This window comes from Microcoleus sp. AT9b-C3 (assembly GCF_036705485.1).
GTDB lineage: Bacteria > Cyanobacteriota > Cyanobacteriia > Cyanobacteriales > Microcoleaceae > Microcoleus.
Genome location: NZ_JAUBUR010000038.1, coordinates 17,866 through 31,379, shown reverse-complemented (window position 1 = coordinate 31,379; position 13,514 = coordinate 17,866). Strand labels below are relative to the sequence as shown.

Here is a 13,514-nt window from a genome sequence, read left to right as displayed (position 1 = left end):
CGCTGATGGAGGCAGATGAGCGCTGATGAACGCAGATTTTTTGATGTTGGTTGAGTTTTTGATATGATAACATTGTGAGTCGCTCTTAATATATCCATTATCAAGTCTTGTAACAAAAAACTGCCCGCTGGGAGTGTTTTTAACAATGGTTTCTCAAAAAAGTGCGATCGTCTCCAAAGCGGGCAAATTCCGTCTCCGCAATGTCTTGGTAGTTCCCTTTGTTCTCCAAATTTTGGCTGCTGTTGGCTGCGTTGGCTATCTTTCTTACAGAAACGGAGAGCAGATAGTCAACGATATTGTTAGTCAGTTGCGGCACGAAGTGAGTGCGAGAGTTTACGAACGTGTTCAAACCTATCTGGAAGCTCCGCCACTGGTGAATCAGATCAATCAGGATGCTGTACCTTTGGGAGTGTTGAACTTTGACGATTTGGAGCAAGCTCGATCCTATTTTTGGAAACAAGTTCTGCAATTTAAATCGATCGGTCACGCCGGAATTGCCAACGAAAAAGGTCAGTACCTGCGTGTGGGTTGGGTAAATCGGCTGGTTGGACTTGAAAAACCTCAGCTTGCCCAGCAACTGATTCCGGGGGGCGGCGACTTGATATATTACAACCTTGACGATAATGGAAACCCGACAACAATCGAAAAAACCACCCCCAATTATGACGTTCGCACGCGCCCTTTTTACAAAGTAGCTGTTGAGAAGAAACAGGCAGCTTGGAGTGAAGTTTATATTAATTTTGGTTATGGTACGCTGCAAATTAATGCGAGTCTACCCTATTATGATGGCGAAGGGAAACTAATTGGCGTGCTGACTTGCCAGATGGGACTAGATCAAATTCGCCACTTCCTGCAAACCTTAAGGGTGGGTAATTCCGGTCAAGTATTTATCATTGAACCGCAGGGTGAATTAATAGCCACCTCGGTTAAAGAACAGCCTCTTTCGGTGGGAATAGGGAAAGATACAAAGCGGATCAAAGCACAGGAAAGTAGCAACCCGCTGATGCGTCAAACGGTGGTTTATCTGCTCGATCGATTCAAGCGTTTGGAAGACATCGATCAAACTGTTCAACTTGACTTTAAGCTGAACGGTGAGCGGCAATTTATCCAAGTTTCTCCGCTAACTGACAAGTACGGTCTCAATTGGCTGATTGTAGTAGTAGTTCCTGAAGCCGACTTTATGACGCAAATTTATGCTAATACTCGCCAGACCTTTTTGCTGTGTATTGTGGCTCTAATTGTCTCTGTTGGAGTGGGTATTTTCACCGCTAGCTGGATTACTCGCCCCCTGAATCAAATTGCTCAAGCTTCACAATCTCTAGCAGGTGGTGATCTCAACCAGAACGTTGATTCCAGCCGGATTTTGGAAATTGAAACCTTAACAAATTCCTTTAACAGCATGGCGAGACAACAGCAAGAATCCTTTGAAACTCTAGAAGATAAAGTCAAAGAACGCACCTCAGAACTCGCCAGAGCCGCTAAACTAATTGTCGCTCTCAACCAGCGCCTGAAAGCGGAAAACATCCGCATGAGTTCCGAACTCGATATGCTCAAACAAATGCAGCAGTTGATTCTGCCAAAACCTGCTGAACTCGCAGCCATTGAAGATTTAGATATTTCCGGATTTATGGAGCCAGCCTCGGAAGTAGGCGGTGATTATTACGACGTACTTTGTACTAACGGGGTGGTCACGATTTGCATTGGTGATGTCACCGGACACGGATTAGAAAGCGGCATTTTAATGGTGATGACTCAAGCTGCTGTCCGCACTCTTCAGGAAATGCAAGAATCCAACCCGGTGCGTTTTTTAGATACCATAAACCGCACTCTTTATAAAAATGTCCAGCGCATGAACTCCGACAAAAATATGACACTAGCTTTGCTCAACTATGCGGATCGCACAATTAGTATCAGCGGCCAACATGAGGAAACTCTTGTGGTCAGGAAAGGTGGTCAAGTCCAGCGGATAGACACCATGAATTTAGGATTTCCGCTTGCCTTAGATGAGGATATTTCCGATTGGATTAGCCATGTTTTAGTAGACTTAGAGCCTGGGGACGGGGTGGTGCTTTATACTGACGGCATCCCGGAAGCTAGAAATATGCACAAAAAATTCTACGGTATCGAAAGACTCTGTGAAGTGGTTTCTCAAAACTGGCATTTGAGCGCGGAACAAATCAAGGAAGCGACCATCGCTGATTTGCGAAAATTTATTGGAGAACAAAAGGTATTTGATGACATTACTTTGCTAGTATTGAAACAACAGGGAAATATTGTGCATAATTTATGATTGACGGTCGTCAACCCGGTTTCTACCAAGGGTCTTGGATTTAGTGGTCAAGCATCGACGCAGAAACAAGATTTCGAGTTCTGCGCCTGTAAGTTATAATAATTTACAGCGAGGAAGTAAAACAACTTTGCGCTTCCAGCTTCGGAAGTATAAATTATGAAACCACAAATAAATTTAGCACCATCTAAATCTCCAGAAGAACTCCATAACCAGCTACAGGAGTTGAGGGAAAAACTTGAGGAAGTAGAGGATGAAAAAAACAGCTATGAAACTTTAGTAGAAATTATCACGGAACACTCCACGGATCTGGAAAACCAGATCCGTCATAAAAACCGAGAGATGCAGACTTACATCGAGCAGGTAAAAAAGGTTATAGATGCAGCTATTGCTGTAAAAAATAATAGCTTTCAACCCCAGATATTGTCAGATGTGGCAGCGCGCAGTGATGCACTGGGAGAACTGGCACAGGTATTTTCCCATATGGTGCAAACGGTGAAAGCGCGGGAACAAGAATTAGAGAAACTTTTGCAGGCTTACGGACGTTTCGTTCCCGATGAATTTCTCCAATTTCTCGGCAAGCAGAGCATGGTTGATTTCCAGCTTGGAGATCACGTGAGCAAAGAGATGGCAATTATGTTTTCCGATATGCGTTCGTTCACCACGATGGCGGAGCAAATGACTCCTCAAGAAAACTTTGACTTCATCAATAACTATTTACAGCAAATTAGTCCCGTAATTCGTAAGCACAACGGTTTTATTGTCAAGTATATTGGAGATGGAGTTATGGCAGTTTTTCCTGATGGCGTGGATGATGCTATTGGGGCAGGAATTGTGAAATTGGAGCAGTTGCAGAAATACAATCAAAGCCGTAAAATAAATGGGGATATACCGCTGAAGATTGGCATTGGTATCCATGTGGGTGATACGATGGTTGGGATTATTGGTGACGCAAATCGGATGCAAGCAGATGCGCTCTCAGATCATGTCAATCTCACCGCTCGTCTGGAAGGCTTGACTAAGTATTATGGCGTATCTTTATTAATTTCTGGAGATGTGGTACAACGTTTGAGTCAACCCGAAAAGTATCATATCCGTTTTTTGGATCGGGCTATTGTCAAAGGTAGACAAGAAGCCATTTCAGTTTGTGAGGTGTTAGATGTTGAAGTAGAACCAGTGCGATCGCTCAAAATTCAAACTTTGCCTATATTTGAGGAGGGACTCCAAGAGTATTGTCAGGGAAATTTTGCTAAGGCCATAGTTTGTTTTAAACAGATAGTAGCCCTAAATCCAGATGACAAGCCCAGTCAACTTTACCTAAAACGCATCCAATCGCTGTTAGTAAATAGTATTCCTGCTAACTGGAATGGCGTGTGGAAATTCACCCAGAAGTGACATTAATACATCAATTTGAGGGAGAGAAATCATGACATCTGGAAGCTTAAAAACAATGACACAAATCTTTGGAGAATTCATTGAAGAATTTCCTCCTGAACACGATTCCCTAGAACTTACATTTACCCCCAGTTCTCGCCCCATCAAACAGCGCTGGCGCAACAATCGGCTTTCAGCTCATTTTGTAGCCGATTATTTGTCTAGCTTTCTACCGGTGGATGAGGAGGATGCTAGCAGCGAGAAACGGATCAAAGAAAGCAAGGGAGCTGTGAGCTACGTAGCCAACGAACTATTAGAAAATGCGATAAAGTTTAATAAGGATGATATCAATTACAAAGTCAAATTTGGCATACACTTTATTGGTGAAACAGAGGTGACGGCGGTAATTTTTGCCAGTAATAGTGTCAATCCAGAAGGGGCTAAGAAGTTGAAGGAGTTTATTGGAGAAATTCTGGAGTCCGATGATCCCAATGAACTTTATTTGCAGCAGCTTGAAAAGAATGCGGAAGCTGAAAGTGATACATCGGGATTGGGATTGCTGACGATGATTAATGACTATTCAGCTAAGATAGGTTGGAAATTCGAGCGCAGACCAGATAGTGATACCATCATTGTTACGACTGTGGTTCAAATTAGGGTGTAGTTTCTAGCATTTCCATATTTACTCTCTTGTGCGACCGCAATATTTTACTCAGGAAACAAAATCACAATGGGCATTCAAGAAATTAAAGGTGAAGATTACAGTATTCAGTACGATCCCGAATTAGTCACACTCACTTTCCAAGGCGAACTTAGCCTGAGTGGCCCTGCAGAGTATGCACCAATAGCCGAATTGTTAGATGAGGTCGCCAATGGCGAACCGCCTACTATTACCTTGAACCTAAAAAAATTGGACTTTGTTAACAGTTCTGGTATCAGTATGCTGTCTAAATTTGTAATTAGCGTCCGCAAAAAGAAAACGATTCAACTTTTGGTATTGGGTTCAAATGATATTCCTTGGCAACAGAAATCTCTCAGAAATTTAGAAAAGCTGTTGCCAAGTTTGAAGCTCGAATTAGGGTAGGATATGTTTCAGTTGACAGTTGACAGTGGACAGTTGACTGTTGACAGTTGACCGCAAGAGGGCGACCTCTACCTGGAAGTCCGAGGATTGGAGTAATGAATAGTCTTCTTTTAATTTCTCCCGCTCATGCTTGGGGCTTTAAACCAATTCTTTCTGGTAAAATTTTATTACAGCTAACACAGGCGGGACGCCCGTGCCACATACAGTTAACACAGGCGGGGCGCCCCTGCCACAGACAATTAACACAGGCGGGACGCCCGTGCCACACTTAACATAGATAAATTTGGATGATTAGTAAATTGCTTAAGTTTGCTGGATCGGCAGTTCAATGATAAACTCGGTTCCCTTGCAGGGTTCCGACTCGCACCGAAGCGATCCTCGGTGATTTTCTACTAAAATTTTGTAGACAATAGACAATCCTAAACCGGTACCTTTACCGATTTCCTTGGTGGTGAAAAACTGCTCGAACATTCGTTCTTTTATCTCTGGTGTCATTCCAGTTCCCGTGTCAGCAATCCGCACTCTCACGCGATCGGGCCCCGCTAATTCTGTGGCGATCAAAATTTTTAGCGCAGCATAGGGCTGATTTTGTGATACTTCGTCCAAAGCATCGATCGCGTTGGTAATTAGATTCATAAATACTTGATTGAGCTGTCCTGAATAACACTCTACAAGAGGCAATTTTCCATAATTTTTAACTACTTGAATGTCGCGACGGTCTATTTGAGAATTGAGACGGTTTCGCAAAATTAACACGGTGCTGTCAATGCTGTCGTGCAAATCGCACAGGGTCATGTTACTGTTATCGGTTCGCGAAAAGTTGCCCATAGATTTGACAATTTCGCGAATGCGATTGGAACCCATTTGCATGGAAGACATAACTTTAGGCAAGTCTTCAACTAGGAAACCAAGATCTATCTCTTCGATTTTAGCTGTGATTTCGGGACAGGGATTGGGATAGCATTCTTGATAGAGACACAGCAGGTTCAACAAATCTTGAGTATAAATTGCGGCATGGCTCAAGTTGCCGTAAATAAAACTAATTGGGTTATTAATTTCGTGGACGATACTAGCCATTAGCGCCCCCAGCGAAGACATTTTTTCGCTGTGGAGGAGTTGAGCTTGAGTTTGTTTGAGTTCGTAAAGTGCGCGATCGATCTCGGCCGCTTGAGCTTCTGCTTTCGCGGTAGCAGCACAACTTTCTTGATACAGTTCAACCTGTTTGAGGTCGATTTCAAATTGTTCTATTTCGCTTTCTTGCTGGTATTGACTCACCACGGCATCGAAAGCTTCTAGCAAGTCGCCGCCCGCTGCTTCGACAATGTACAGCAGATGGGGATTTTCCAGCATGAGTTCGGCATCGGGAACTTCCACCAATGCTTTTATTCGATCGATATATGCGCGCACTTGTTTGTCTAAATACAGTGGCGGCTCAAAATACATTGCCTTGAGGGCGGGTGAAGGGGGACTCACTAAGTTGATGCTGCTGCCAATATTAATTAAGTCGCGGTGCGATTTTTCCATAAGCTCGATCGCCTCTAACAAATTTCCCCGCAGTTTGGATCTTTCTACCCCATTCTGAGAGCAAACTAACCTCATGCAAAAAAAAGCCGTTCGTTGGGAAAGCATTCGCTGGCGGCCGCTGATGTTAATTACCGCAGCACTAATTTTTCTGGCTGTCGTAATTTCTTCCAGATTAAAATAGTTTCTCATTGCCGCCATTGGTAATATCCCCGACTCAACTAAATGTCTGTAGCTCCTGCTGACACAAGATTTTAGAGCCATAAGAAAAAATTGTACAATACACTAATCAATATATTCTGTATTTCCTAATAAAGTAGTATACTAAAACACAATTATTTTCAATGGGTGGCTTATCACAATTTTTATGATTCGGCTTATTGCACATTTTTTCTTAACTATTCAAAAATTTACAAGTCAACTTCGCCATAATTTGAGCTTGAGTTTGCGGCAATCCGTGAGCAGCATTGGGAATAATTACTAACTCAGCCCCCGGTATCTCATTAGCGTAGGTTTCACAGTGCCATAAAGGAATTGTTTCGTCGCTATCTGCTGCGATAACTAAGGTAGGAATTTGCAATTGGTGAATTTCTTTTTCTACTGTATCAACTGCGTCTTCCGGTCGCATCCGACTCATTAAAAATGACCTTGCTACTGGTTGAGACATTAACTCTCTGCGCCACCCGGAAATTTGCTGCAATTTCTCACTTTTTCCAGCTAAACTCGCAAAAGGTTTTGCCAAGTGCAAGGCCCAATCAACGGCTGGGGTTTCCCAAAGCAGCGGCCGCAAAGCATCGTATTGACCGCAAAAACTGTCGTCCCGAATTCCGGCTGGTGCTGCTAACACTAAACTGCTAACAGAATTAGGATATTTGAGAGAATATGCAGATGCTACCCAACCGCCAAAAGAATGTCCGATGATACAGCAGGGTTCGATATTTAGTTGTTCTACAACTTGCCGGACAAAATCAACTTCTACAGCTACGTCATAGCGGATTTCTGGTTTACTGGATTCTCCAAAACCTAACATATCTAAACTGATGCACCGAAACTGAGATTGCAATAACTCAATTAATGGCAGCCAGCAAGTCTTTTCTCCGAAGAAACCGTGCAGCATCAATAAGGGTCTGCCGCACCCGATGTCTAGGTAGGCGGCTGTTTGGGGGGTGCTATTGACAAATGTACTTAATGTGTGCTTGTGTCCTACAAGTGCTTGAGACTGCATGGGGATCGACTCCTGATAGGTAAGAATTTTTTGTAAATAATTGTAACAAAAAAGCAGTCCAAACGTTAAACTTCATTACGGAGTACACACTTAGAAATAGACCATGATATTCTCTATGATTATTAGAAAATTCTACAAACTCAAAGCAGGAGAACACTTTGAACTCTACTTTAAAACAGTACCCGGCTTGCTCTCTTCGCGAAGATGTCAGTGAGTACGTAGCACACCTACAGCTTCACATGACGTTACAAGCTCGCAACTTGCTCCCTACCATTACCACCGCTAAGGATAGTCGCGAACAACTGTTGCAGCAGACTCAGGCTCATTTTGAGAAACGAGTTTCTCGCCAAGCTATTTAAACAAATTTTCGGTTTCCCCAATTTACGATCGCCCGCGATCGAACTTTCCAAAATTTCAGCATCCCAGAAACCCGGTAGCCTCAAAAATACCGGGTTTCTTTTCGGCTAATTATGCAGGGGGCCCGGTTTTGGGTAATATGCGTTGGGTGTGCTTTAAATTTAATGTGTATGCGAATTCCAATTATTGCATTTTTGACTTTGGCTGCGCTGGCTGGCGGCGAATTGGCAGCGCGGGCGATCGATCCGAGTGCCGCACCGACTGAGGCGGAGTTTAGAGAGGGAACCGCAGAGGCGCAGAGGGCGCAGAGGGAGGAGGATGAGGTCATTGCTGACAACTTAACGTCAAACCCACCATCTCTGTTGTTGGTAGCGAAGTCTAGATCCCCCCTAACCCCCCTTAATAAGGGGGAGAGAAGAAATAGTCTCAAAGTCCCCCTTGTTAAGGGGGATTTAGGGGGATCTAGACTCGACTACAAGCGACATTTATTATCGGTTTCAGTCTTAAGTTCTCATCAATCGTCGGATGAGGTGAACCCAACTGTGCGGGATTTGCCGGCATCGGATGAGCTTGCAGCTTCTGGAGAAGTACGCGCGGCGCAGCTATCCCCTAGGGAATCTCTCTCTCTCAAGTCCAGCCACAATAAAGATTTTACATCTCTGTTCAAAACTCCGGCGACGATCGCGGCCAACGCCGAAATCCCCGAAGCATTAAATAGCAACGCCCGACAGCTAGGCGGTAGTCTACAAATCACTCAAGCGGGCAATGCTGAAGGCGTTTACGTTGCAGAGGTGAAAATTCGCTTTGTCAATTCCAGAGGCGAAGCTGTTGATAAAAAAGGGAATCCGGTTGAGGGCAGAATTTCGGAAGACTTTATCCGAGGCGAACTCAAACTCAAGGCGGGGGATAACTACAGCCGGGAAGTTGTACGATCGGACTTGCAGCAGTTGCAGCAATTGGGATTGTTTGACAAAGTGACGGTTTCGATCGAAGAAGTTGGCACGGATGTTAATGTAATCTACAACGTTCAAGAGCGATCGGCTCGCTCTTTTAGCGTGAGTGCCAGTCTTAGTGATGATGTTGGCGTTGCTGTTCCTCTTTCATATACCGATCGAACTTTCGGCACCAACCCCCAGCGACTAGCGGTGGAACTTGAACCCAGCCTCCGAGGTATCCAGTACGATGTCGAGTTTGTTAGCCCTTACGTTGCCGCCGAAGACCGTTTGGGATACAGTGTGAGAGCTTTTGGCGATCGCAGAATATCGGAAATTTTCAACAAAGATATTGATTTGCCCAACGGGAACCGAGTTCGGGAAATTCGGGTGGGGGGAAATCTCAGGTTTACCAGACCTTTGGGCGATTGGCAATCCACTTTGGGACTGAATTATACAAACATCAGTACGCGCGATCGCAACTTAAATATCGCCCGCCGCGACGAACTTGGCAATCCTCTCACATTTAGCGGATCTGGCGTTGACGAATTATACACTGTTTCTTTTGGTGCGGTGCTCGATCGGCGGAACAATCCCTTCAACCCCACCAGCGGCTCGATTCTGGGCCTCAGCACGGAGCAGTCGATACCTCTGGGACGAGGTAACATTGTGAGCAACAGGCTGTTAGCGAATTATATACATTATGTACCAGTAACTTTGCTGGGCATCAGCGAGTCTGAAGCCTTGCCCGAAATGCTGGCTTTTAACTTGCAAGCGGGTACGGTAATCGGGGATTTGCCACCAACAGAAGCTTTTCGCCTCGGCGGCCGCAATTCCGTGCGGGGTTACGATAGCGGGGATATTGGCAGCGGTCGGAGTTATTTTTTAGCTTCCGGCGAATATCGGTTTCCTGTGGGTCAGGATGTCGGTGGCGTGCTATTTGTTGATTTTGCGTCGGATTTGGGCACAGGAGATAGCGTACTCGGAAAACCGGCGGTAGTCAGGGACAAACCGGGTACTGGGGCAGGTGTTGGGGTGGGTGTGAGGGTGCGATCGTCCTTTGGATTAATTCGCTTAGATGTGGGTGTTAGCGACTCCGGCGACCTCAAATTGATACTCGGTACAAAGCAACGTTTTTAAATTAGTCATTAGTCAGGAGTTAACTGTAGGGGCGGGTTTTACCAACAATATTTGATAACCGCAAACAATCTTGTAAACCCGCCCCCACACAACCGATAACCCAGATTAACCTGATATTCGATCGAATCCAAAAAATGTAGATTCGGATTTGTCGTGTTCGTGGGGGCGGGTTTATTATATTGTTAGTTTCTGACATAGATGACTGGTAAAACCTGCCCCTACAGGATGCGTGTAGATAGAAGAAGCGATTTCAATTGCCACTTGCTAAAAAAAGGTTTCAGCCTAGGGTTTTAAACAGCGCAGTGTCGGTGATTTCTGGGTCTGATGGGGCGAGTTGTCGATCGAATAATTGAGTTGGATTTCTTTACTCAACCCACCCTCCAAAGTTTGTAGTAGTAATCGAAATTGAGTGAAATACAGCACCTCGGTAAGGACACAACAATGTTGTATCCCTACTGTGTTGTAGGCAATTGACAATTGCTATATTTATTTAGACTCGTAAATGCTTAACGCTTTGGTTTCTTCACATCAACAGTTTTCGGCTTAGCCGGCGGAGTGCGCGGATAAAACTTAAACTTAGTGAGCGCAGCACTTGCCGATTTAGCCACACCGCTATCTATATCTCGCAAAGCTTTTTGTAGCAGCGGAATCACTTTTTCAGACTTAATCATTGCTAGTGCTTCCACAGCAGCTTGGCGCACCTCCGGCTGAATATCTTGAGCTAATTTTCCCAAGGTTTCTATTGCCCGCTGACCTTCGGCTCTCAGAGCATTAGCAGCAGCCATTTTACCTAAAGCAGACGCTGCAAACTTGCGGGTTTCTTTGTCCTGACTTTGAACACATCCCATCAACTGCGGTAGGGAATAGCTTGGTGCTTGTCTGGTAATTGGAAGCTGTTGTTCGACTGCTGGTTGATGTAAATCAATTGGTTGTGGTTCCGAAAAATCTGTGTAATTTAACTCTTCTTCAACTTCTGTTTGATTTAACTCACTTGACAGTTCCTGCCAAACTTCTTCTTGGGATAAACCTTCGGCAAATTCTGTTGAATTTAACTCACTGAACTGCTGCTCCGGGACTTCTTGTTGTGGTACATTACTTTCGTACTGCTCTTGCAAAGACCTGATAGTAGCTTGCATCTGAGCTTCGTGCTCTCTCAACTGCTCGTGAGCCGCTTGCAACTGACTCTCGTATTGCTCTTGCAAAGCCTCCATATTTAACTGCATCTCAACCTCGCGGTTCTCATATTCCTCGGCAATTTGCCTTAAGCGAATTTCGTGTTCATTTTGCAAGTTTTGCAAATGTTGCTCCATCTGAGCTTGATAACTTAGATGCAATTCGTCAGCAACTCTGAGTAAATGATGTTCGTGTTCTGCTTGCAAAGATTGGATATTTTGCTGCATCCTAGCATTGTTAGCGGCTTCTAATTCCTCGCTGATTTGTCGTCGCAACTCGTACTCGTCTACGCTGGCAAGTGATTGGATCTGACTCTCGCGTTCGGCCAAAACTTGTTGGAGCTGACTGTCGCGTTCGGCCCGAACTTGTTGGAGCTGATTTTCGTATTGAGCCGCAACTTGTTTGAGCTGGTTTTCGTATTGGGTAGTAACTTGCCTGAGTAAATTTTCGTGTTCGATAGTAGCTTTTCTAAGCTGATTTTCCCGTTCTCCTTGCTGAGATTCGACAGCTTGTTGCACCCGAGACATCTGAGCTAATTCTATTTCCTCACTAATTCTGCGAGTTTGCTGCAAGTATTCTTGCTTTTGCTTCTTTAAGCGCTTTTCCACTAACCAGTAAGCAACTGCTACCCCTGCCAAAAAACCTACGATCGCTCCTATGATACCCACAACTGAGATCCTCCCGACAAAATAGTGATGCTGGACTTTTTACATTTAACCATAGAGCCTCCTGTAACCGCCCAGTAGCAACAGCCAGCCTGTCACTGCCAGCCAGTGAACTGCCACCGCAGGCCAGATAGAACCGCTTTGCAGGTAGGCGATGGAGCACGCAACTCCCAAAATTGCCGCCAGTAGCAAAAATACTGGATTCATAAAGGTCGATCGACCAACCGGATAAAAAGTCAGCGCGTTCAGCGGGTGGTAAACTACAAAAGTCGCCAAACTCGCGCATCCCCAAAACCACAGCATTAAGCCAGAAGCCTTCTCGAACGGGTGTGGCAGCATTAACACCCTGAACAATAATTCCTCGGTGATGCCCGGACTTAACAAACAGCCAATGAGCACTCCCACAATTGTACGTCGAGAGGTTTGCACGTCTACTTTTAGAAATCCTGACCAAAAACCAATGGAAAGAGCGATCGAAGTGTAAACCAGCGCGATCATAGCTGCAACCAGCCAATTAGTGAAATCGGGAATAGTTGAAAAAGCTAGGGTGATGCGGCGTATCAGGAATCCCGGCAGCGCGATGGCACTAAAATTTAACATAATCAAACTGATCCTTAAAATTTTCAAACAGATGTTAGCCGTAAGTTAACCAGTTTATGCAAAAGCAATCACCCCCACCCGTCAGAGTCCACGTTTTTGTTTCGGGATTAGTTCAAGGAGTAGGATACCGATATTCAACGATGAATCAAGCAAAGTATTTCGGCCTGGGCGGCTGGGTAAGAAATCTCCCTGATGGCCGCGTCGAGGCTGTCTTTGAAGGACCCAAAAAAGCTGTGGAAGGAATGATTAGTTGGTGCCGCCGCGGCCCCACCGGTGCTACGGTTAGTGAGTTGGTTTTGGAATACGAAGACCCGGAGGGCGATTCCCTTCGGGATAGCTCCGCTTCACGCACTTTTGAGAGCCGCCGATAAAACAATAAACGGCATAAACTGCGGTTGAAACCGCTACTGTAGAAACGAAGTCTGCCTAGTCTACGGCAGGCTTCGCCCACGCAGACTAAAGAATGAATCCGATAAAAAGTGCGGATATGTGGTATTACCAATTAGCAACGACCGGCGACTTGAGTTAATTGAGCAAACAACTGAGCAACTTTGGTCAAATCTTTATCTCCCGGCGCTATTTCTACGCCGCTAGAAAGGTCAACACCGCTGAAGTTATTGCCGATCGCGCTATCAATTGCATTTAAAATATTATCGGGTGTTAAACCGCCCGCCAGCAGCCAAGGACACTGCGGTCTAAACTCTGATAACATCATCCAGTCGATCGTTTTACCAGTACCGCCCAATTGCTGTGGATGGTAAGCATCCAGCAGTAAAGTATCGACACGAACAGCATAAACAGCAGCGGTGGCTAGAGTTTCAGGAGTCTTAACTCTCAGGGCTTTGATAATTTCAATTCCCGGCAAAAACTGCCGCAGCCGATCGCAATATTCCGCTGTTTCATCTCCGTGTAACTGCACCCCGCTTAAATTTGACTCTGCCGCTACTTGACAGATATTTTCTATTGTGGTGTTGGCAAAAACGCCGATGCGATCGACATTTTGTGGCAACTGCTCGACAATGAGGCGAATTGTTTCTGGGCTGACATAGCGCGGGGAAGCCGGCACACAGATAAACCCTAAAGCCTGGGCTCCCAAACGGGCGATCGCAATTCCTTGGTCTAATTTAGTGATTCCGCAAATTTTAACCCGCACTCC

At 45.1% G+C, this 13,514-nt stretch carries 12 protein-coding genes; 7 read left to right on the top strand and 5 right to left on the bottom strand.

All coding sequences use genetic code 11. The features are described from left to right. Positions 1-145: 145 nt before the first annotated feature. From QUB77_RS26030 to QUB77_RS26015, 4 genes are all read left to right on the top strand, one after another. Positions 146-2,290 (top strand): SpoIIE family protein phosphatase, encoded by a 2,145-nt coding sequence (locus QUB77_RS26030; RefSeq protein ID WP_333178754.1) that lies wholly within the window; start codon positions 146-148, stop codon positions 2,288-2,290. Positions 2,291-2,446: 156 nt separating this feature from the next. Continuing rightward, positions 2,447-3,682, top strand: a complete 1,236-nt coding sequence (locus QUB77_RS26025) for an adenylate/guanylate cyclase domain-containing protein (RefSeq protein ID WP_333178756.1) — start codon at positions 2,447-2,449, stop codon at positions 3,680-3,682. A gap of 31 nt (positions 3,683-3,713) precedes the next feature. Beyond that, positions 3,714-4,325, top strand: a complete 612-nt coding sequence (locus QUB77_RS26020; protein WP_333178759.1) for a DUF6272 family protein — start codon at positions 3,714-3,716, stop codon at positions 4,323-4,325. Positions 4,326-4,391: 66 nt separating this feature from the next. Further along, positions 4,392-4,745, top strand: coding sequence for a slr1659 superfamily regulator (locus QUB77_RS26015; protein WP_333178762.1), 354 nt, complete (start codon positions 4,392-4,394; stop codon positions 4,743-4,745). A gap of 303 nt (positions 4,746-5,048) precedes the next feature. On the opposite strand, the gene QUB77_RS26010 is transcribed toward QUB77_RS26015, so the two are convergent. Together QUB77_RS26010 and QUB77_RS26005 are read right to left on the bottom strand one after the other, a co-directional pair. Next, the gene (locus QUB77_RS26010; protein ID WP_333296128.1) at positions 5,049-6,467 is read right to left on the bottom strand and encodes an ATP-binding protein; all 1,419 of its coding nucleotides are present in this window, start codon (positions 6,465-6,467) and stop codon (positions 5,049-5,051) included. A gap of 193 nt (positions 6,468-6,660) precedes the next feature. Then, a complete protein-coding gene (locus tag QUB77_RS26005) occupies positions 6,661-7,491 on the bottom strand; it encodes an alpha/beta hydrolase (protein WP_333178767.1) in 831 nt (276 codons plus the stop codon). Between the two features lie 158 nt (positions 7,492-7,649). Here QUB77_RS26005 and QUB77_RS26000 point away from each other — a divergent pair, with 158 nt between their 5' ends. After that, positions 7,650-7,850 (top strand): hypothetical protein, encoded by a 201-nt coding sequence (locus QUB77_RS26000; protein WP_006634481.1) that lies wholly within the window; start codon positions 7,650-7,652, stop codon positions 7,848-7,850. 168 nt (positions 7,851-8,018) lie between these two features. Next, on the top strand, positions 8,019-9,920 hold the full coding sequence (locus tag QUB77_RS25995; protein WP_333178769.1) for a BamA/TamA family outer membrane protein: 1,902 nt from the start codon (positions 8,019-8,021) through the stop codon (positions 9,918-9,920). A gap of 506 nt (positions 9,921-10,426) precedes the next feature. Here the strand turns inward: QUB77_RS25995 and QUB77_RS25990 are convergent. Together QUB77_RS25990 and QUB77_RS25985 are read right to left on the bottom strand one after the other, a co-directional pair. Continuing rightward, entirely contained in the window at positions 10,427-11,761 is a 1,335-nt protein-coding gene (locus QUB77_RS25990; RefSeq protein ID WP_333178771.1) for a HEAT repeat domain-containing protein, read from the bottom strand. 45 nt (positions 11,762-11,806) lie between these two features. Next, complete coding sequence (locus QUB77_RS25985; RefSeq protein ID WP_333178774.1) at positions 11,807-12,358, bottom strand: CPBP family glutamic-type intramembrane protease; 552 nt, start codon at positions 12,356-12,358, stop codon at positions 11,807-11,809. A gap of 56 nt (positions 12,359-12,414) precedes the next feature. Between QUB77_RS25985 and QUB77_RS25980 the strand changes: the two genes are divergently transcribed. Then, complete coding sequence (locus tag QUB77_RS25980; protein ID WP_333178776.1) at positions 12,415-12,729, top strand: acylphosphatase; 315 nt, start codon at positions 12,415-12,417, stop codon at positions 12,727-12,729. Positions 12,730-12,860: 131 nt separating this feature from the next. Here the strand turns inward: QUB77_RS25980 and QUB77_RS25975 are convergent, their stop codons facing one another. After that, a complete protein-coding gene (locus QUB77_RS25975) occupies positions 12,861-13,511 on the bottom strand; it encodes a phosphoribosylanthranilate isomerase (protein WP_333178779.1) in 651 nt (216 codons plus the stop codon). Positions 13,512-13,514: the final 3 nt, after the last annotated feature.